Source organism: Burkholderia sp. KBS0801, assembly GCF_005937855.2.
Classification (GTDB): Bacteria; Pseudomonadota; Gammaproteobacteria; order Burkholderiales; family Burkholderiaceae; genus Burkholderia; species Burkholderia ambifaria.
In genome coordinates this window covers 1506755-1526097 of the sequence record NZ_CP042178.1, presented here as the reverse complement: position 1 = coordinate 1526097, position 19343 = coordinate 1506755, and the positions used below count along the sequence as shown (strand labels likewise).

17 protein-coding genes are annotated in these 19343 nt (G+C 67.8%); 9 read left to right on the top strand and 8 right to left on the bottom strand.

The annotated features are described in order from the left end of the window. Positions 1-98 precede the first annotated feature (98 nt). The 3 genes from FFI87_RS23730 to FFI87_RS23720 all read right to left on the bottom strand — a co-directional run bounded on the left by FFI87_RS23730 (position 99) and on the right by FFI87_RS23720 (position 2771). Positions 99-473 (bottom strand): hypothetical protein, encoded by a 375-nt coding sequence (locus FFI87_RS23730; RefSeq protein ID WP_138848812.1) that lies wholly within the window; start codon positions 471-473, stop codon positions 99-101. 306 nt (positions 474-779) lie between these two features. Continuing rightward, positions 780-1712, bottom strand: a complete 933-nt coding sequence (locus tag FFI87_RS23725) for an AEC family transporter (RefSeq protein ID WP_012366003.1) — start codon at positions 1710-1712, stop codon at positions 780-782. A gap of 174 nt (positions 1713-1886) precedes the next feature. Next, the gene (locus tag FFI87_RS23720) at positions 1887-2771 is read right to left on the bottom strand and encodes a LysR substrate-binding domain-containing protein (RefSeq protein ID WP_138848813.1); all 885 of its coding nucleotides are present in this window, start codon (positions 2769-2771) and stop codon (positions 1887-1889) included. A 290-nt stretch (positions 2772-3061) separates the two neighbouring features. On the opposite strand from FFI87_RS23720, the gene FFI87_RS23715 reads away from it, so the two are divergent. Next, complete coding sequence (locus FFI87_RS23715) at positions 3062-3439, top strand: nuclear transport factor 2 family protein (protein WP_006754380.1); 378 nt, start codon at positions 3062-3064, stop codon at positions 3437-3439. Positions 3440-3457: 18 nt separating this feature from the next. Here the strand turns inward: FFI87_RS23715 and FFI87_RS23710 are convergent, their stop codons facing one another. Next, complete coding sequence (locus FFI87_RS23710) at positions 3458-4258, bottom strand: helix-turn-helix transcriptional regulator (RefSeq protein ID WP_138848814.1); 801 nt, start codon at positions 4256-4258, stop codon at positions 3458-3460. A 183-nt stretch (positions 4259-4441) separates the two neighbouring features. Between FFI87_RS23710 and FFI87_RS23705 the strand changes: the two genes are divergently transcribed. Next, complete coding sequence (locus tag FFI87_RS23705) at positions 4442-5848, top strand: APC family permease (RefSeq protein ID WP_138848815.1); 1407 nt, start codon at positions 4442-4444, stop codon at positions 5846-5848. Between the two features lie 64 nt (positions 5849-5912). After that, positions 5913-7022 (top strand): P1 family peptidase, encoded by a 1110-nt coding sequence (locus FFI87_RS23700; protein ID WP_138848816.1) that lies wholly within the window; start codon positions 5913-5915, stop codon positions 7020-7022. A 168-nt stretch (positions 7023-7190) separates the two neighbouring features. On the opposite strand, the gene FFI87_RS23695 is transcribed toward FFI87_RS23700, so the two are convergent. Both FFI87_RS23695 and FFI87_RS23690 read right to left on the bottom strand, forming a co-directional pair. After that, entirely contained in the window at positions 7191-7403 is a 213-nt protein-coding gene (locus FFI87_RS23695; RefSeq protein ID WP_012366008.1) for a hypothetical protein, read from the bottom strand. Positions 7404-7560: 157 nt separating this feature from the next. Continuing rightward, positions 7561-9741, bottom strand: a complete 2181-nt coding sequence (locus FFI87_RS23690; protein WP_138848817.1) for an FUSC family protein — start codon at positions 9739-9741, stop codon at positions 7561-7563. Positions 9742-10213: 472 nt separating this feature from the next. Here FFI87_RS23690 and FFI87_RS23680 point away from each other — a divergent pair, with 472 nt between their 5' ends. Next, positions 10214-11161 carry a LysR family transcriptional regulator gene (locus tag FFI87_RS23680; protein ID WP_138848818.1) on the top strand — a complete coding sequence of 316 codons (948 nt, stop codon included), beginning with the start codon at positions 10214-10216 and terminating at the stop codon, positions 11159-11161. Between the two features lie 142 nt (positions 11162-11303). On the opposite strand, the gene FFI87_RS23675 is transcribed toward FFI87_RS23680, so the two are convergent. Both FFI87_RS23675 and FFI87_RS23670 read right to left on the bottom strand, forming a co-directional pair. After that, positions 11304-11606, bottom strand: a complete 303-nt coding sequence (locus FFI87_RS23675) for a DUF4148 domain-containing protein (RefSeq protein WP_138848819.1) — start codon at positions 11604-11606, stop codon at positions 11304-11306. Positions 11607-11833: 227 nt separating this feature from the next. Then, positions 11834-12976: a porin gene (locus tag FFI87_RS23670; protein ID WP_011658754.1), complete on the bottom strand. Its 1143-nt coding sequence runs from the start codon at positions 12974-12976 to the stop codon at positions 11834-11836. 119 nt (positions 12977-13095) lie between these two features. Here FFI87_RS23670 and FFI87_RS23665 point away from each other — a divergent pair, with 119 nt between their 5' ends. The 5 genes from FFI87_RS23665 to FFI87_RS23645 all read left to right on the top strand — a co-directional run bounded on the left by FFI87_RS23665 (position 13096) and on the right by FFI87_RS23645 (position 19321). Further along, the gene (locus FFI87_RS23665) at positions 13096-14148 is read left to right on the top strand and encodes an RNA-guided endonuclease InsQ/TnpB family protein (protein WP_138848820.1); all 1053 of its coding nucleotides are present in this window, start codon (positions 13096-13098) and stop codon (positions 14146-14148) included. Between the two features lie 324 nt (positions 14149-14472). Next, positions 14473-14937 (top strand): VOC family protein, encoded by a 465-nt coding sequence (locus tag FFI87_RS23660; protein ID WP_138848821.1) that lies wholly within the window; start codon positions 14473-14475, stop codon positions 14935-14937. A gap of 72 nt (positions 14938-15009) precedes the next feature. Next, positions 15010-16251, top strand: a complete 1242-nt coding sequence (gene codA / locus FFI87_RS23655) for a cytosine deaminase (protein WP_138848822.1) — start codon at positions 15010-15012, stop codon at positions 16249-16251. A 165-nt stretch (positions 16252-16416) separates the two neighbouring features. Beyond that, positions 16417-17757 carry a chloride channel protein gene (locus tag FFI87_RS23650; protein ID WP_138848823.1) on the top strand — a complete coding sequence of 447 codons (1341 nt, stop codon included), beginning with the start codon at positions 16417-16419 and terminating at the stop codon, positions 17755-17757. 241 nt (positions 17758-17998) lie between these two features. Beyond that, entirely contained in the window at positions 17999-19321 is a 1323-nt protein-coding gene (locus FFI87_RS23645; RefSeq protein WP_138848824.1) for a TIGR00366 family protein, read from the top strand. Positions 19322-19343 lie beyond the last annotated feature (22 nt).

The window sequence follows — 19343 nt, the reverse complement described above, 5'->3', positions numbered from 1 at the left end:
CGGCGCAAGCATGCCCGAGCCTGCCCCGATCCGCGATCGGAGCAGGCTTTTTTACGCGTGCCGCGGCCGTGCCGACACGCAACGCGTGGAACGAACGCTTACGGGGCGACCACGTGCCACACGTTCTTGAAATTGTCGCCGTTGCGATCGCCCTGTTTCATGTCCTTCGAGAAGAAGTACAGCGGCTTGCCCTTGTACGCCCATTGCGGGCTGCCGTCGTCACGCTTGACGATCGTGTAGGGGCCGACCGGTACGTCGGTCGCGCTGGCCTTGTACGGCGGCCAGAGGGTCTCGCATGGGCCCGAGCAGGCACTGGTGCCGGCGTTGGGCTTGTCCTTGTCGAATGCGTAGACGGTCATTCCGTTGGCTGCGACGAGCGCGCCGTTTTCGACTTTGGTGATCGAGCCTTGAGCCGAAGCTGAAATGGACGCCATGGCGAGCACGGCGGAACTGACGAGCAGCACGGCTTTCATGGGTACCTCCTTATAGTCCGGTGGGCGGCGCGAATCGCGTGCACGGCCGGGCGTGCGCACGATCGCGGGGAATGGTGCCGGAACACGGCGCCGTGTCAGCCGGTGCGAGCGACGCGGAGTCGAATGGCGGCTGAACGGACGCCATTCATTCACCATAGGCGGTTTTTGGCGGGGCTGCGAGAAGAACCGGGGGCGCATCGGCAGCGCGAAGGCCCCGCGCAACGAGGCGGCGGCTGCGCTCGGCGGCCAGGATTCGGCCCGTTCGACGGCGATTGCGCTTGCGCCGCGCGCGCCGGTGCCGGGCGGTCAGCGAAACACCGGCGCCGACGCAAGCGCCGTCAGCACGGCCGGCATCGCGAGCGCGGCGACGATCGTCTGGAACGCGGTGATGCCTGCCATCAGCGGCGCGTCGCCGCCAAGCTGGCGCGCCATGATGTACGACGAGGACGACGTCGGCAGCGCCTGGAACAGCAGCGCGATGGTCAGCGCGGCATCGCCGAGCCCGAACAGGCGGCCGGCCGCGAGCGTGACGAGGGGCATCGCGAGGAACTTGAATGCCGATGCGATGCACATCGGCTGCATCCACGCGCGTGCCGCATCGAATTTCAGTGCCGCACCCACGCACAGCAGGCCGAGCGGCATCGACGCGGCGCCGAGCGCGCGCACGGCCGGTTCGACGGCGGCCGGAAACCCGACGCCGGCGGCCTGCATCGCGATCCCGAGCGCGCAGCCGACGACGAGCGGATTCGACAGGATCTGGCGCAGGAGCGCGCCTGCGCCGAGCCGCGTTTCGCCGTAGCGCGCGAACACCAGCACGCACATCAGGTTCACGGTGGGGACGATCGCCGCGACGCACACGGCCGCGAGCGCGATCCCATGCGCGCCGAACAGTCCGGCGGCGAGCGCCGTGCCGACATAGTTGTTGAAACGCACCGCGCCCTGAAACACCGACGTGAACCCGGCGCCGTCCACCTGCACGAACCGGCGGACCAGCAGAAGCAGCGCCGCGACGAGCACGGTCGAACCGACCAGCGCCGCCGCGAGCGGCAACACGGGCAACGATTGCAGCCGCGCATTCGCGAGGCCATCCGCGAACAGCGCGGGCAGCAGCACGTAGTAGCAAAGCCGCTCGGCATGCGGCCAGAACGCATCGCCGATGAAGCCCGTGCGCCGCAGGCCGTGGCCGAACGCAACCAGCAGCGCGACCGGCGCGAGCGCGAGCAGGATCGGGCCGATCATGGGCGCGCCTTCAGGTGGATGGGGCGGGCCGCACGGGACGGCCGGCAGGCGCAGCAGCGGAGCGAAGCGGGGATCCATCCGGTGGCCAACATGGCGGCGCGCAATCCAGAGAGTGACGATGCTGCCAAGTTAAACACGCGGAGGAAGCAGGAATAATGGTTAATTATCGGGTGTTCAATGAGAAATTCTCATTGATGACGCGGTGATTTCGGCGCCCAGCGCACGCGCGAAACGCTCGGCCGGGCGCGACCGGTGTTCGAGCAGCACGACTGCCCGGCCCATCTGCGGCTGGCCGAACGGCAAGCGCGTGACGGGCGGCAGGCGCGCGAGCGTCGAGTCGGGCAGCGCGACGATCGCCGCGCCGAGCCCGCGCGCGACCATGCGCGCGATCGTCTCCGCGCTGTCGAGCACCATCTCCTCACGCACGCGCACGCCGATCCGACGCAGCTCGGCGGCGATCATCCGGCCGGCCCACGCCTGCGCGTCGAAGCGGATGAACGGCAGGGCCTCGAGCAGCGTGCGCGCGTCGGGCTCCGCATAGTGCGGCGGCGCGAGCAGCCAGAAGCGGTCTTCGTACAGCGTGGTCCACGTGAGTTCCGCCGGATGCGGGCGCACCGGGCGGGTCGTGATCGCGGCGTCGAGTTCGCCGGCCGCGACTCGGTTCGCCAGTTCGGCCGACATGCCGGCCGATACGTGCACGCGCAACGACGGATGCGCGTCGCGCAGCGCGAGCAGCGCATCGGGCAGCGGACCGGACAAGGCGGTCTGGATCGCGCCCACCCGCAGGCGGCCGACGAGCTTCTTCTCGTCGCTGAGCGCATCGGGAATCCGGTCGACCATCGCGAGCACCTGCTCGGCCTGCGCGACGAGAATGTTGCCGGCTTCGGTGAGTACCGGCTGGCGGCGCGAACGGTCGAACAGCCGGACGTTGTATTCGCTTTCGAGCGCCTTGACCTGCAGGCTCACGGCTGACTGCGTGAGCCCGATCGCCTCGCCGGCGCGTGCGAAGGTCCGGTATCGGGCGATCGCGACCAGCGTTCTGAATGCGCGTAGTGACATGGACTCGGTGAGGTGGGCGGCCGGGGCCGGCACGCGGATTGCTCGATGATGCCGGCGGCGGCGCATGGACGGCACGCCGATCGCGGCACCGATGGCCGCGCAAGCGCGCGGACGCAGCCCGCACGCCGGCGGACATCATGCCCGTGCGTGCGCAAACGGGCAACCGCGGCATCGGCAGGCCGACGCGGAAAGCGTGGTGCGGTGCGGCGCGTGTCGCCCGTACGTGTTTCATCGATGCATCGGGGCGACGCGGGCCGTCGCGTTCGTCCCGGTCCTTCGCGGAGGGAGCGATGCCTGACGACCCCGGTGATGTGGCACGCGCGAGCTATCGCGCGTATGTCGACAAGGACCGCGACGCGATCGAAGCGCTGATCGCGCCGGACTTCCATTTCACGAGCCCGCTCGACAACCGGCTCGACCGCGACGCGTATCTGGCGCGCTGCTGGCCGAACAGCGCGATGCTCGCCGGTTTCGACTTCGTCGATGTTGCCGTGCACGGTGAATACGTGTTCGTCGTGTACGAAGCCGAAACGAGCGCCGGGCGGCGCTTCCGCAACGCGGAGCGATTGCGCGTGCGCGGCGGGCGGATCGTCGAGGCCGAGGTGTATTTCGGCTGGTATGTGCCGCACCAGGCGCCCGATGGCGGGTTCATCGAATCGGGTCGTTGACGGCGCGCATCGACATGCTTACCCCGACGCATGCTCTCCCAGCGCGTGAATGAACCGCGAGAACAGCTCCGGCTGGGACGAGATCCCGAGCTTCGCGTAGAGATGCCGCCGATGCACCTTCACCGTCTCCGGTGAAATCGCGAGCCGCTCCGCGATCGCCTTCGACGAATTGCCGCGCAGCACCATTCGCGCGATCGACATCTCGCGCTCTGTCAGCACGCCCGCGCCGAAGCGCGCGAGCGCCTGCTCGACGCGCGCGCCGAGATCGTCGTCGGGGGTCGCGCGCGCGGCATCGCCCACCAGCCGCCAGTGCTGCCGGATCGCCGCGAGCACCCACGGCATCGCGGCCGTCAGCTTGCCGAGCGGCTCGACGTCGAAGCGCGCGGCCGCGCCGAGCGACAACGACAGCAGCAGGTCGCGGTTCGGCCGCAGCAGGATCTGGATTTCGTCGTCGCCGACCGCATCGCGGAAGTAGCTCAGGAAATACTCGCTCTGCCGGAACAGGTCGGGCGCAACTTCCTCGAGCCGGTAGCAGCCGTCGGCGAGCCCGTCGTGCGCGGCCTGCAGGAACGGATCGAGCAGATATAACCCGTTGAGGTAAAGCGGCACCGGCGACGCGCTGTCGGTGCCGCCCGTGTCGTATTCGTCGAGCACGAGCGGCACGCCGTCGCGGCCGATCGCGGTCGCGAGCGCGTTGTCGAACGGCACCATTTCGTTGAGCAGCAGCACCAGGAACCGCCAGAAGCGCGGCTGGCCGAGATGATCGATCGCGCGGCCGAGCGCCTGGTGCATCGCGATTTCGGAGAAGAGTCGATCCATACCACCACCGGAGGGCGTAACACCAAGGGGGAATAGCGGTCCTGAATTTGGCTTCCTAGACTGCCACGCAATCAATCGGGCCCGAGTATGGGCGTTCAAAAAAACGGCGCAAAGGATCTGTCCGCACATGACACGCACATGCGTCGTGCATGGGCGGACACACCGCAAGCACAGGAGAACGAAATGGCGATGATGTCGGAATCGACGGGCACGCTGCAAGCGACGCCTGCCACGGAAGACGCGCCGCGCGCGTTGTCGCAGACGCTCAGCGTGCGCGATGCGGTGATGATCACCGTGTCGGGCGTGACGCCAGCAAGCTCGATCTTTGTGATCGCGCCGTTCGCGATCCAGCAGGCCGGCAGCGGCGCGGTGCTGTCGTTCCTGCTCGGCGGCGTGCTCGCGCTCGCGTTCGCGCTCTGCTACGCGGAGCTCAGCGCCGCGCACCGCAGCGCGGGCGGCGAGTACGTGATGGCCAAGCGCGTGTTCGGCCCGCTGCCCGGCTACCTGACGTTCATCACGGTGCTGTCCGTCAGCGTGTTCATCCCGGCCGTGCTCGCGAGCGGCGCGGCGCCGTACTTGAACAACGCGCTCGGCACGCACTTCGGCAACCAGTCGGTCGCGCTGACGATCGTGCTGCTCAGCTACGTGCTCGGCATGCTGAACATCAAGACGAATGCGTGGATCACGGGCGCGTTTCTCGTCGTCGAGATCGGTGTGCTGATGCTGATCGCGGGGCTCGGCTTCGGCGCGCCGCATCGCGGCGCCGAGGTGCTGGTCGCGCCGGTCGTCGCGAGCGGCAATGCGCTGGTGCCCGCCACGTTCGCGGCGATCGTGCCCGCGATCGGCACGGCGATCTTCTGCTACAACGGCTTCGGCTCCGCCGCGTATCTCGCGGAAGACCTGCGCGGCGGCAACCGCAACGTCGCGAAGGCGGTGATCTATTCGCTGCTGGTGATCCTCGTCGTCGAACTGATCCCGCTCACCGCGATCGTGCTCGGCGCGCCGTCGCTGACGGAGCTGACGAAGAGCGCCGACCCGATCGGCTATGTCGTGCGTTCGCTGAGCAACCCGGTGGTCTCGCGCGTGGTCAGCGGCGGGATCTTCCTGTCGGTGTTCAATGCGATCATCGCGATCGTGATCACGATGGGGCGCCTGCTGTACAGCAGCGGCCGTCATGCGCTCTGGTCGCGCACCTGCAACCGCGCGTTCTCGACGATCCATCCGCGCTTCGAATCGCCGTGGCTCGCGACGCTCGCGCTGGCGGTGCCGTCGTCGGGGCTGGTGTTCGTGTCGAGCCTCGACGAGCTGACCGCGTTCACGGTCGACCTGCTGCTGCTGATCTATCTGGTCGTCGGGCTGGCCGCGCTCGCGAGCCGGTTCGTGCGCCGCGACGTCGAACATCACTACCGGATGCCGCTGTGGCCCGTGACGCCGCTCGTCGCGGTCGCGGGCGCCGCGTACACGCTCTACACGACGCTGGCGACGGCGACCAAGCCGACCGACCTGATCATCATCGGCGCGCTGCTGGCGGCCGCGCTGGTGATGTATGCGGTCTGGGCGCGCCACAGCGACGCGTTCCGCGCGCTCTGAACGCCGCATCGAAACCTTGCCATACCGAAACACCGAACCAATGAAACACGGGAGGAAATGCATCATGCGCACGAGGGATCTCGGCATCCGAATCGGACTCGGCACGCCGGGCCGTTTCAACGCGATCACGGACGTACCGGGCGTGCGGGTCGGACATTTCACGCTGAACGTCGAGAACGGCGACGCATCGATCCGCACCGGCGTGACCGTCATCGAGCCGCGCGCGGGCGCCGTGCACGATTCGCCGTGCTTCGCGGGTGTCCACGTGCTGAACGGCAACGGCGATGCGACCGGGCTCGAATGGATCCGCGAAGCCGGCCTGCTGACGACGCCGATCGCCTATACGAACACGCACAGCGTCGGCGCGGTGCGCGATGCGCTGGTCGCGAACGAACGCGAAGCGGCGGCCGGCCGCGTGTACTGGTGCATGCCGGTCGTGATGGAAACCTACGACGGACTGCTCAACGACATCTGGGGGCAGCAGGTGAATGCCGCGCACGTCCAGCGTGCGCTGGCCGCGGCGCAGTCCGGGCCGGTCGCCGAAGGCGGCGTCGGCGGCGGCACGGGGATGATCTGCCACGAGTTCAAGGGCGGCATCGGCACCGCGTCGCGGGTGGTCGCGGCCGACGCGGTTGGCTGGACCGTCGGCGCGCTCGTGCAGGCGAACTACGGCGTGCGCGAGATGCTGCGCGTGGCCGGTTATCCGGTCGGCGAGGTGCTCGGGCACGTGCATTCGCCGTTCCGCGCGCCCGATGCGCGAGGCGAAGCCGGGATGGGCTCGATCGTCGTCACGATTGCGACCGACGCGCCGCTGCTGCCGCACCAGTGCACGCGCCTCGCGCAGCGCGCGAGCGTCGGGTTGGCTCGCGTTGGCGGCGGCACCGAGGATTCGAGCGGCGACATCTTCCTCGCGTTTGCGACGGGCAACGACGGGCTGCCGGCCGCGAACTACGGCAGCAAGGGCGCGCCCACGACAGCCGTGACGATGGTGAACAACGACCATATCTCGGCATTGTTCGCCGCCGCGGCGGAAGCGGTGGAGGAAGCGATCGTGAATGCGCTGGTCGCGGGGAGCGACGTCGAATCGCGCGGCGCGCGGGTCGAAGGGCTGGGGCACGCGCGCTTGCTCGATGCGTTGCGCGAAGTGGGGTGGCGGCCGGGACGCGGCGCCTGAAACGGCATGCGCCGCTTCAATCGAAGCGGCGTGGCGGGCAGGGTCGTTGCGGCGATCGTTGCGGCGAGCGGCCGGCGCGTCGTGCGCGCGCGCATGCGATGCGCGTGAGGCATGCGACGCGTGCGATGCATGCGCGGCGGGCCCGGCCGTGACGACGCGGCGTCATGCTCAGCTGCCGAAGTAGACGTTGCAGAAGCTGACGGGGCCGACGCAGGCGTTCGGGTCTTCCTGCTTCGATTGCGCACGATCGACGCGACCTGCGGCCTGGACGGCTTCGGCGCGGTTCGCCGGTTGCTGCGCATGCTCGGCCGGCGCGGGCTGCGCGTGCGCGACAGCGGCGGTGAGCGACAGGGCAACGAGGGCGAGGTGCAGCGGCTTCATTTGAGTTTCTCCTGGGTCAGTGCCAGTCTCGCTGGCAGTGAGGAAACTATAGGCGCGCACCGCTTGAAGATTAATCGCCGCGGGTGCAGAGCTTATTTCCAATCGGAACAAGGATGACGTTGCGCGCGCATCGATCGCGATCGATCACGGTCGTCGATCAATGACGGTGGCGGTTGAACGGCGCGTCCTTGTCGAGCAGCGCGCTGCGGATGAAGTGCAGGCAGCCGACGATGCGCTGCATGCGGTGGCGCTCGGCGGGCACCGCGTACCATGCATGCAGCGTGTGCTGCGCGGCGCGGATCGCCAGGTTCACGGATTTGAGCGTGCGCGCGTGGTGGACCGGCGTCGGATCGTCGAAGAAGCGCGGCAGCTCGCGCAGCACCGCGTCGACCGACACGGTCCAGCGCGTCGTCTGCGGCGGTTTCGATTCGCAGAACCCGTGCAGCTCGTCGCGCAGGTCGATCACCGCATGGCCGACTTCGAGCGTCGACAGCATCCAGCGCAGCGCGTCGCGATGCTGTCGCGTGCGCCTGACGAGCAGTGTGCGCAGCTGCGCCATCAGGTCGTGCGTGCTCGACTGGAAGCGGGCCGCGAGGCCCTCGCGCGTGCCTTCGCAGGCGAGCGTGACCTGGCGGCGCAGATCGTGCGCGATGCGCGACGTGAGCCACGGCATGTGGGTCGGAAACACCACCGCGAACACGATCGAGCACGCCAGCATCGCGACGACGACGGCGAAACCGTTGTTGACGAGCACCTCGGGGGTGTACGCGATCGCGTTGTCGGGCCCCGCGAGCAGGCAGAAGAACACCGCGAAGCCGATCCCGTAACCGGACAGCCCCGGACGCATCGCGAGAAACGCGCCGAGGCCGAGCACCGGCGCGAGTGCCGCGCACAGCAGCGGAAAGCCGTCGATGTTCGGATACACGTAGCACAGGAACACATAGCCGACCGCCGTCGCGAACGCCGCGCCGACGGCCATCTGCGCGACGAACTTCGACGCGCGCGGCGAAGTCGAGCTCAGCGCGCACGCGATCGCCGTGGCGATCACGGCGAGCGAGCCGCTCGGCCATTCGGATGCGATCCAGAACGCGCTCATTGCGCCGACGGCGACGAGCGTGCGCAGGAACGCGAAGCCGACGAAGAATGAATTGGTCTTCACCGCGTAGCGCGTGACCGAGCGTTCGAACGCATGATCGTCGCGGTCGAGCGACGCGTACGTGTCGGCATAGCCGACATACTCGCCGATGAAGCGATACATCAGCTCGATCGCGGTATCGAAGTCGAGCAGGCCGCCGGCCGCGTGATCCTCGAGCGCGCGGCGCGACGCGCGGGCAGCCTTCGGCAACGCGCCGTGAAAGCGGCGCAGTTCGAGCAGCGCGCCGGTCGTCGACGCGATCCCGCGCTGCCGCTCGTCGCGCAACGCGGTGATCCGCCGCGCGAGCCCGTCGACATGCGGCGCGAGCGCGTCGAGCACGGCGTCCGAGCGGTTCGCGCGCAAGCGCTTGACGAGCTGGTGCAGCGCATGCAGGCGCGTGCACGCGTTCATGAACTCGCTGTTCAGCCGCGCGAGCCGACGGCTGCGCGCGCGAATGTTCGGATCCTCGAACGACGCGAACGCGCGATTGGCCTCGAAGCCGACGATCTCGTCGACGAAATCGGCGAAGCGCCGCTCGAAATCGCCGCGCGCGAGCTCGCCCGACAGCGCGCCGGCCGCGAAGGCCGGGAACTTCACGTGGCGGGCGCTCAGCGAGCGCATCAGCGCCTTCGCGGAGCTGAGCGGCAGGATCAGCGCGCTGACGGCGCCGGAGCATGCGATGCCAAGCGCGACTTCCGCGGCGCGCGTGAGCGCCGACTGGAACAGCGTCTGCGGTGTCATTACCGCCGGCAGGCCGATCAGCGCGGCGGTATAACCGGCGAGCACGAACCCGTACCATCGGAAGTGGCGGTTGCGCACCGCGAGCGCGATGCAGGCGCCGATCCACAGCGTGATGCCGGCCATGTACAGCTCCGGCTGCTGCGCGAACAATCCGCCGAGCGCGAGCGCGGCGACGAGGCCGGCCGCCGTGCCGAGCACGCGATAGAAGCTCTTCGCGAACACCATCCCCGACAGCGGCTGCATCAGCACGAACACGGTCGTCATCGCGGTGCGCGGCTGCGACATCTCGAGCCGCATCGCGATGCCCATCGCGAGCAGCGCGGCGAACACGGTCTTGGCGAGGTGCAGCCAGATCAGCCCGTCGCTTACGGCCCAATCGCGCGCGGCGCCGCCGAGCGGATCGAGCCAGGCGCTCCATCGTGCGGGTTCGATGGAAGGTCGCTCGGCAGGTTGTGGCTTCATGTAGGGCCTGTTCACGCTGATAACGGGCTTGCGCTGGCCACCAGAAGGGCCGAGCGCAAGGATTGCGACGAAGCGAATACTCGACGTATTCGCGAGGAGCATGACGCGGCGATCGGCCCTTCTGGTGGCCAGCCCCACGAATGATTTTTCCAAACAGGGGAACGTGCGTTGCCGGCCGCATTGCGGCGTCGCGCGTCGCTTGTTTGGCGGAACCAAACGGCGCTCCTTGCTCCTTGCACTGCAGCCGGCAACGCACGTTCGCAAGCCCGTTATCAGCGTGAACAGGCCCTATAGGGGCGCGTGCGTGTCGGGCGCGTCCGGACGGGTCCGTTCGACTGATGAGGCGCCGATTGTAGGAGGGCGGCGCGCGGGCATTAACGCAGCTACGGGGAAACGATAGTTGCAGGCCGCGTAACAATCTGTCGCCTCCACTGGAGGAAAATGGCGGCTCCGCTACAGGTGGTTCATACGAATGGATACGCTACAAAACATGCGGGTGTTTACGCGCGTCGTCGAGACGGGCAGTTTCACCGCGGCCGCGCAATCGCTGAATTCGACGACGGGCGCGATGTCGCGCGCGGTGTCGGAGCTCGAGGCGCGCCTGCGCACCCGTCTGATGAATCGCTCGACGCGCCGTCTCGCGCTGACGTCGGCCGGCGAAAGCTATCTGCGGCGCTGCCGGCAGATCCTCGCCGACGTCGATCGCGCCGAGGAAGAGGCAAGCTGCGCGCACGAGCGGCCGGCCGGCGTGCTGCGCATGCACAGCTTCGCGAGCGTCGGCCATCACTACGTGATGCCCGCGCTGACGCGCTATCACACGCAGTATCCGGACGTGTCGATCGAGCTGTCGCTGTCGCAGCGCATGCCCGACCTGTTCGACGGCACGAGCGACATGGCGGTCGTGACCGCGTCGTCGCTGCCCGATTCGGAACTCGTGTCGCATCTGCTCGGCTCGACCTTCAGCATCCTGTGCGCGTCGCCCGAGTACGTGAAGCGCCACGGCGCGCCCGCACGCCCGCAGGATCTCGGCGCGCACGCGTGCCTGACGCTCTGCACGCCGGCCTTCCCGACTCACGAATGGGTGCTCGAAGGCGCCGGGGGCGTCGAGCAGATCCATGTCGCCGGCCCGGTGCAGACCAATACGGCCGAGTCGCTCGCGCTCGCGATCCGCGACGGCATCGGGATCGGCATGCTGCCGCTGTATTCGGCGATCGACGCGCTGCGCGACGGCACGCTCGTGCGCGTGCTGCCCGAGCACATCCTGCAGAAGATGAACGTGTATGCGCTGTACCCGTCGCGCCGCTTCGTCGACGCGAAGGTGCGCACCTGGGTCGAGATGCTGCGGGCGCAGGTGCCGGGGATGATCGCGCGCGACGTCGAGATGCTGAACGCGATCGACCGCGAACCGCAGGCCGCGTGACGGCGAATCAAGAAAGAAACAGGATGGCAGCGTGCCGGACGGCGCGCTGTCTGTCCGGCCGCGTCATCACGGGCCGGTTTCGCGCGATAGCCGCCGCGCCCGCACGCTAAGAGTCATGCGGGCGCGGCGTTGCCGCATGCATTCACAGCGCGGGCTTCGCCGCCACGCCCGATTCGGTTGCGCCCGCACCGGCCGGGCCATAGGCGGTTTGCGCGGCCTTGTGCTCGGCGAGCCGTTTTGCCGCGAGGCGCTCCTGCGCGGCCATGATGTCGTCGGGATAGTTGCCGGCGTCGCCGAGCGCCGGGTTGTAGCCGACCGATTCGAGGTCATAGAGCTCCTGCAGCACCTGCGCGCGCGTGACGGGCGACTTGGCGGACTGCGCGAACGACAGGGCCGGGGCGGCAAGCAGGACGGCAGCGGCGGCGGTAACGACGAGCGATTTCACGATGTTCTCCTGTAGACGAGGTGTGAGGCCGGTTCGGCGATCGATGCGCGATCCGAACCATCGACGCCAGTCTATGCAGCGCACGCGGCCGCAAAAACCCCGATTCCAGGCAGGCTGCTTTCCAGATGGCACAACATTGGCGCACGTCGCCCGTATCGACCCGCCCCGTGCGCGGCGACACGGGCATGGCCGGCGGGCGACGCGTCGTCGCGTGATGCGGAAGGCGGTCAGAACCGCGTGCGCATGCCGATCGTGCCGACGATCTGGTTCGCGGTGCTCGATGCGCCGCCCGACGTGTTGATGAACGCCTGGTAGCCGCGGCCCGATGCGTGCTGGTACATCGCTTCCGCGTACAGGTCGGTGCGGCGCGACAGCTTGTACACCGCCTGCAGGTCGACCTGGTGCCACTTCGGATCGGTGCCGTGCTTGCTGTCCGGGTTCGACACGCTGGCGTCCGTGTACACGTAGGCCGCGCCGAGGCTGACGGCCGGCGTCACCGCGTAGCGCACGTTCACGTCGTAATTGTTGAACGCGACCTGGCCGGTGGAGCCGAACGAGCCCGAGTTGTCGTACTGCGAACGCGTATAGACGAAGCCGACCGTCGCCGGACCGAACCCGTAGCTGACACCGCCACCGTACGTGCGCATGCGGTCCGCGCCTACCGACCAGCCGCCCTGGCTCACGCTCTTCGCTTCGGCCACGTCGGTCGCGCCGGGGCTCGCGCTCGTCGAACCCTTCGTGCCGTTCATCTGCAGGTACGCGCCGGCCAGCTTCAGCGGGCCGTTCGTGTAGCTCGCCGCGACGCTGTACGCGCGGTTGCCGGCGAAGTTCGTCGAGTTCGAGAAGCCGTACAGCGCGCCGACCTTGAAGCCCGCGATCGTGTCGCTCGTGTACTTGACCGCGTTGTTGATGCGCACCGAATGGTTCAGGTTGTCGTTGTCGAACGGATGCGCGAAGCCCGTATCGCCGAAGTCGCCGGCCGTCGCGGACAGCGGCGCGACGAAGTCGACCATCGTGTCGTACTGGCGGCCGAGCGTCAGCGTGCCGAAGCCGCTGCGGCTCAGGCCGACGTATGCATGGCGGCCGAACAGCTTGCCGTCCTGGCCGAGCGCGCCGTTGTTCGCGTTGAAGCCGTTCTCCAGCACGAACAGCGCCTTCAGGCCGCCGCCGAGATCTTCGGTGCCGCGCAGGCCGAAGCGGCTGCCGTTGATGGTGCCGGTGGTCATTCGCCACTGGGATCCGCCGTTCACGTTGTTGGTGTACGCGATGCCTGCGTCGATCAGGCCGTACAGCGTGACCGAGCTCTGCGCGTGCGCGAGCGGGGCGAAGAGCGCGGTGGCGGAGGCGGCGGCAATCAGGGTTTTGTTCATCAGAATTTGCTCCGAGAAACCCCGCCATTTCCCCCAAGGGGACTTCCTTCGGGGCGGATGGCGGGAAGGAAAGGCGTGCTGTTGACAGGCAGCTTCTTCCACGGGTTAGGATCACCGGCATGATTCTTGTCTACCGCTACCGGGTGAAGTCGCTCAACGGACTGCTCAACAAGCAGAGCCGTGCGGTGAACTACGTCTGGAACTTCTGCAATGACACGCAGAAGCACGCGCTCAAGTGGAGCAAGAAATGGCCGACGGGTTTTGAACTGAACGTGTTGACCACCGGCAGTAGCAAGGAACTCGGCATCCACTCCGGCACGATCAACGCGACGTGCGAGCAATATGCGAAGTCGCGCAGCCAGCACCTTCGGCCCTACCTGCGCTATCGCGGCAGGAAATCGCTGGGCTGGGTGCCGCTGAAGGGGCGTGACCTGAAGCGCGAGGGTGACGCGTTCCGTTTCGCCGGCAACACCCTCCGCGTGTTCAACAGCCGGGCGCTTCCCGAAGGCAAGATCAAGGACGGGACCAACTTTGCGCAGGATGCACGCGGCAACTGGTTTCTCAACATCGTGATCGAGATACCCGATGTGCAGGCCCGCCCGGTCCGTTCCGGTGTCGGCATCGATCTCGGCTTGAAAGACTTCGCCACACTTTCGACGGGCGAGAAGCTGCCTAACGATCGGTTCGGTCGATGCGCGGCCGAGAAGCTTGCGAAAGCGCAACGGGCGCGAAAGCACAAGCGACATATCGCGAAGCTGCACGCCAAGGTGGCGAATGCCCGCGCCGATTTCCAGCACAAGCTCGCGCTCGATCTGGTGCGGCGTTTCGATTACCTCGCGGTCGGCAACGTGTCTGCCGTCAAACTTGCCAGAACCAGGATGGCGAAGAGCGTCTACGACGCATCCTGGTCGTCCTTCCGAAACAAGCTCCGCTACAAAGCGATCGCGCACGGGGCCACGTTCGAGGAAGTCGACGAAAGCGGTTCTACCCAGTCCTGTTCGGCGTGCGGATCGAAAGACAGCACGACGCGGCCGAAAGGTATCGCGGGACTGCGAATGAGAGAGTGGGCCTGTAGTGACTGTGGTGTCGAGCATGATCGAGATACCAACGCTGCGTTGAACATTCTCCGATGCGGACGTGCATCGCCAGGTGTGGGAATCACCTGCCTTTAGGCGGGTGAGGACGTCAAGTAACTGCTCCTGCGTGTGGGACGGTGATCGAAGTTCGGCGCAAGTGTAGGGGCGCGTCCGTTCGATTCCGGCGGCCGGCGCGCGAGCGCACCGTTGCGAGCCGCGCAAGAGTGCGTCATACGGTGTTCACAAACCGATGCCGCCGCCGGATGCCGGGCGTTTTCGCGGAAGGCGCGCTGCGTGATGTGCGATTGCCGCGCCTGCCGTGTCGCGCATTGACAACACGCGCGTCGCCGGCGCGGGAGTTGCTCGCCGCACCGTGCGCGAGGAGAATGAGCCATCCCATGCCGGGACAAGGAGACATCGATGAGTACGCATCACCGTCCGTCCTTCAGTGCCGCGCTCTGCTACCGCGACCCGAAAGCCGCGCTCGCATGGCTGGAACGTGCATTCGGTTTCGAACGCTCGCTCGTCGTCACCACGCCGGAAGGCGACATCGCCCATGCGGAAATGAAATTCGGTGACGGTCTCGTGATGATCGGCGGCGCGTGGGCCGATTTCATCGCGTCGCCGGAAGACACCGGCGACCGCAATACCCAGCACGTCCACGTGCACCTGCCCGACGACGCGGACATCGACGCGCACTGCGAACGCGCACGCGCGGCCGGCGCGGAGATCCTGCAGGCGCCGGCCGATCAGTTCTACGGCGATCGCATGTATCGCGCGCGCGACCCCGGCCGGCACGTGTGGACGTTCGGCAAGCACGTGCGCGACGTGACGAACGACGAGATGAGCGCGGCCACCGGCCTGAAGATCGACGATTTCCGCTGAATGCCGGACCGCTGAACGAGCCGGTTTTCCCCACCACGCGGCGCGCTGACGCCGCATGACGCCTGGACCAACATGAATCTCTTCAATGCACGCCTGCGCGGTCGCGACGGGCTCTTCACGATCGGTATCGACGGCGACAGGATCGCGCGGATCGACGCGCAAACCGCGCCGGTCGCGCCCGCCGGCGCCGACGATATCGATGCCGGCGGCCGTGTCGCGATCCCGCCGCTCGTCGAGCCGCATATCCATCTCGATGCGGTGCTCACGGCCGGCGAGCCGGCCTGGAACATGAGCGGCACGCTGTTCGAGGGGATCGAGCGCTGGTCCGAGCGCAAGGCGACGATCACGCACGAGGACACCAAGACGCGCGCACATGCGGCCATCGGCATGCTGCGCGATCACGGGATTCAGCACGTGCGCACCCACGTCGACGTCACCGATCCGACGCTCGCCGCGCTGAAGGCGATGCTCGAAGTGAAGGACGAGGCGCGCGGGCTGATCAACCTGCAGATCGTCGCGTTTCCGCAGGAAGGCATCGAGTCGTTCGACGGCGGCCGCGCGCTGATGGAGCAGGCGATCGATCTCGGCGCGGACGTCGTCGGCGGGATTCCGCATTTCGAGAACACGCGCGAGCAGGGCGTCAGCTCGATCCGCTTCCTGATGGAACTGGCCGAGCGCACCGGCTGCCTCGTCGACGTGCACTGCGACGAGACCGACGATCCGCATTCGCGCTTTCTGGAAGTGCTCGCGGAAGAAGCGCGCGTGCGCGGGATGGGCGCGCGCGTGACGGCGAGCCACACCACCGCGATGGGCTCGTACGACAACGCGTACTGCTCGAAGCTGTTCCGGCTGCTCAAGCGTGCCGGGCTGAACTTCGTGTCGTGTCCGACCGAGAGCATCCACCTGCAGGGGCGTTTCGACACGTTTCCGAAGCGGCGCGGCGTCACGCGCGTCGCCGAGCTCGATCGCGCGGGCCTGAACGTATGCTTCGGGCAGGATTCGATCAAGGATCCGTGGTATCCGCTCGGCAACGGCAATATCCTGCGCGTGCTCGACGCCGGCCTCCATATTTGCCACATGATGGGCTATGAGGACCTGCAGCGCTGCCTCGACTTCGTGACCGATCACAGCGCGACGACGATGCATCTCGGCGACGGTTACGGGATCGCGGTCGGGCGGCCGGCGAACCTGGTCGTGCTCGACGCGGACAGCGACTACGAAGCGGTGCGCAGGCAGGCGAAGGCCACGCTGTCGGTTCGCCACGGGAAGGTGATCATGCGGCGGGAACCGGAGCGCGTCACATATCCCGAGTGACGGGGGCGGCGCGCCGCCGCGTGGCGCATTCGCTCGTTCATTCGTGATATGCATGAGTTAATCAGAAAAATACGTTTGTCTCATGAGCGGGCCAAGCCTACGATTCGGACCTGACGGCGGCGTGCATGGTGCGCGCCGCCTTGTCGATCCTCGTTCGCCGACCTCATGCGCCTCGACCTTCCATCCGCTCCCGCGTCTTCTTCGCCGTCCGCCAGCCCGTTCGCGCGGATGGCGGTCGTCACCGTCCTGACCGGCATCGGCGCGGGCCTCGGCGGGATGCTGCTCGCGCTGCTGTTGCACGCGATCCAGCATGTCGCCTACGGCTACAGCCTGTCGCACGTGGTCGGCACCCAGAGCTTCCTCACGGGCGTGACGCTGGCCGACCCGTTGCGCCGGCTCGCGGTGCTCGTGGTCTGCGGGCTCGTCGCGGGCGGCGGCTGGTGGGCGCTCTACCGGTACGGCCGGCCGCTCGTCAGCATCCGCCGGGCAGTGCGTGCGGCCGATCCGCGGATGCCGTTCGTCAGCACGACGGTTCACGCGCTGCTGCAGATCGTCACCGTCGCGCTCGGTTCGCCGCTCGGCCGCGAAGTCGCACCGCGCGAGATCGGCTCGCTGCTCGCCGGGCAGCTCGCGCACCGTGCGGGGCTCACGTCCGCCGACTGCCGGCTGATGGTCGCGTGCGGCGCGGGCGCCGGCCTCGCGGCCGTCTACAACGTGCCGCTCGGCGGCGCCGTGTTCGTGCTCGAAGTACTGCTCGGCACGTTCGAATTGCGCGCGCTGGTGGTGGCCGTCGTCACGTCGGCGATCGCAGCGGCCGTCGCGTGGATCGGCCTCGGCAACGAGCATCAGTACACGGTGCCTGCGTTCGTGCTGAGCACGCCGCTGGTCGCGTGGTCGATCGTCTGCGGGCCGCTGTTCGGTTTCGCCGCATACGGTTTCGTGCGGCTCACGACCCGGGCGCGGACGGATGCGCCGAAGGGCCGGCTGCTGCCCGTGCTCGCGCTGGTCAACTTCGCGATGATCGGTGTGCTCGCGATGCGGTTTCCGCAACTGCTCGGCAATGGCAAGGGGCCGGCTTCGCTGGGTTTCGACGGCTCGCTGACGATCGGGGTCGCGGCGACGCTGCTCGCGCTGAAGGTGCTGATCGAGGCGGGCAGCCTGCGTGCGGGCGCGGAGGGCGGGCTGCTGACGCCGGGCCTCGCGAACGGTGCGCTGCTGGGCGTCGTGCTCGGCGGGCTGTGGGGCCTCGTGTGGCCGGGCGCGTCGATCGGCGGATGCGCGCTGATCGGCGCGACCGCGTTTCTTGCCGCGTCGATGCAGATGCCGATCACGGCCGTCGTGCTGCTGCTCGAATTCACGCGCGTGAATCACGACAGTCTCGTGCCGATGCTGCTGGCCGTGGCCGGGTCGCTCGTCGCGTATCGCTTCGCGCAGCAACTGGCCGAGCGCCGCGCGAATGCGATCGCGACGGTCGGCACGCAGGAGACGGCGGCGGCGATTCGCTGATCCGCTGATCCGCGCCGTTATCGGTCAACCGAAGTCATTCGCACGGGCGGCCCCCCGGCTGCCTGCGGTCGTTTTCCTTCCCGTTTCCTCGCCTGTTCTCGTGCGTATCGTTGCCTGATCACGCTAGTGCGCACCCCAAAGCGCGTCCTGCGGTTCTGTGCAAAAATCCGCGCGTTTCCGCGCCACCGAACAACGAACCATACGCGCGCGGATGTCCCTATCAGGAAACGAGGAGCTCAAGTTGGTCCAACGCATTTCCCGCTTTTTCACGCAGGTGGTCCACCGCGTGCTGCCTGACCCGTTGATTTTCGCGATCCTGCTGACGATCGTCACGTTTGCGCTCGCCTTCGGCCTCACGCCGACCACGCCGGTGCAACTCACGACGATGTGGGGTTCGGGTTTCTGGAACCTCCTCGCGTTTTCGATGCAGATGGTGATGATCCTCGTCACCGGCCACGCGCTCGCGAGTTCGCCGCCCGTGCGCCGCGTGCTCGTTGCGCTCGCAAGCACCGCGCGCACGCCGGGGCAGGGCGTGATGCTCGTCGCGTTCGTCGGCGCGCTCGCCTGCGCGATCAACTGGGGCTTCGGCCTCGTGCTCGGCGCGATGCTCGCGCGCGAAGTCGCGCGCCGCGTGGCCGGCAGCGACTACCGGCTGCTCGTCGCGTCCGCGTACATGGGTTTCCTGAGCTGGCACGGCGGGCTGTCGGGTTCGGTCCCGCTCGTCGCCGCGACGAAGGGCAATCCGATGGAAAAGACCATCGGGCTGATTCCGGTGTCGGACACGATCTTCACCGGCTACAACGCGTTCATCACAATCGGGCTGATCGTGATGCTGCCGTTTCTCGTGCGGATGATGATGCCGAAGCCCGGCGACGTCGTCAGCGTCGATCCGGCGCTGCTCGCGGAACCGCCGAGCGTCGAGCGCCAGCTCGGGCCCGACGCGACGTTCGCGGAACGGATGGAAGAGAGCCGCGCGCTGTCGGTCTTCGTTGCGGCGCTTTGCGCGGCGTTCCTCGTGCTGCGTTTCATCCAGAAGGGCTTCGCGCTCGACATCGACACCGTGAACCTCGCGTTCCTCGCGGCCGGCATCCTGCTGCACCGTACGCCGATGGCCTATGCGCGCGCGGTGGCCGGCGCGGCGCGCGGTGCATCGGGAATCATGATCCAGTTTCCCTTTTACGCGGGCATCCAGGCGCTGATGGATCACTCGGGGCTCGCGGGCGTGATCACGAAGTGGTTCGTCGATATCGCGAACGTGCACACGTTTCCGCTGCTTGCATTCCTCAGTTCGGCCGTGATCAATTTCGCGGTGCCGTCGGGCGGCGGCCACTGGGTCGTGCAGGGCCCGTTCGTGATGCCGGCCGCGCAGGCGCTCGGCGCCGATCTCGGCAAGGCCGCGATGGCGATCGCCTACGGCGAGGCGTGGACCAACATGGCGCAGCCGTTCTGGGCGCTGCCCGCCCTCGCGATCGCGGGGCTCGGCGTGCGCGACATCATGGGGTACTGCGTGACGACGCTGCTGTTCTCGGGCGTGGTGTTCGTCGCAGGGATGTATCTGTTCTGATCGAGCGCGGCGCGAGGCAGGC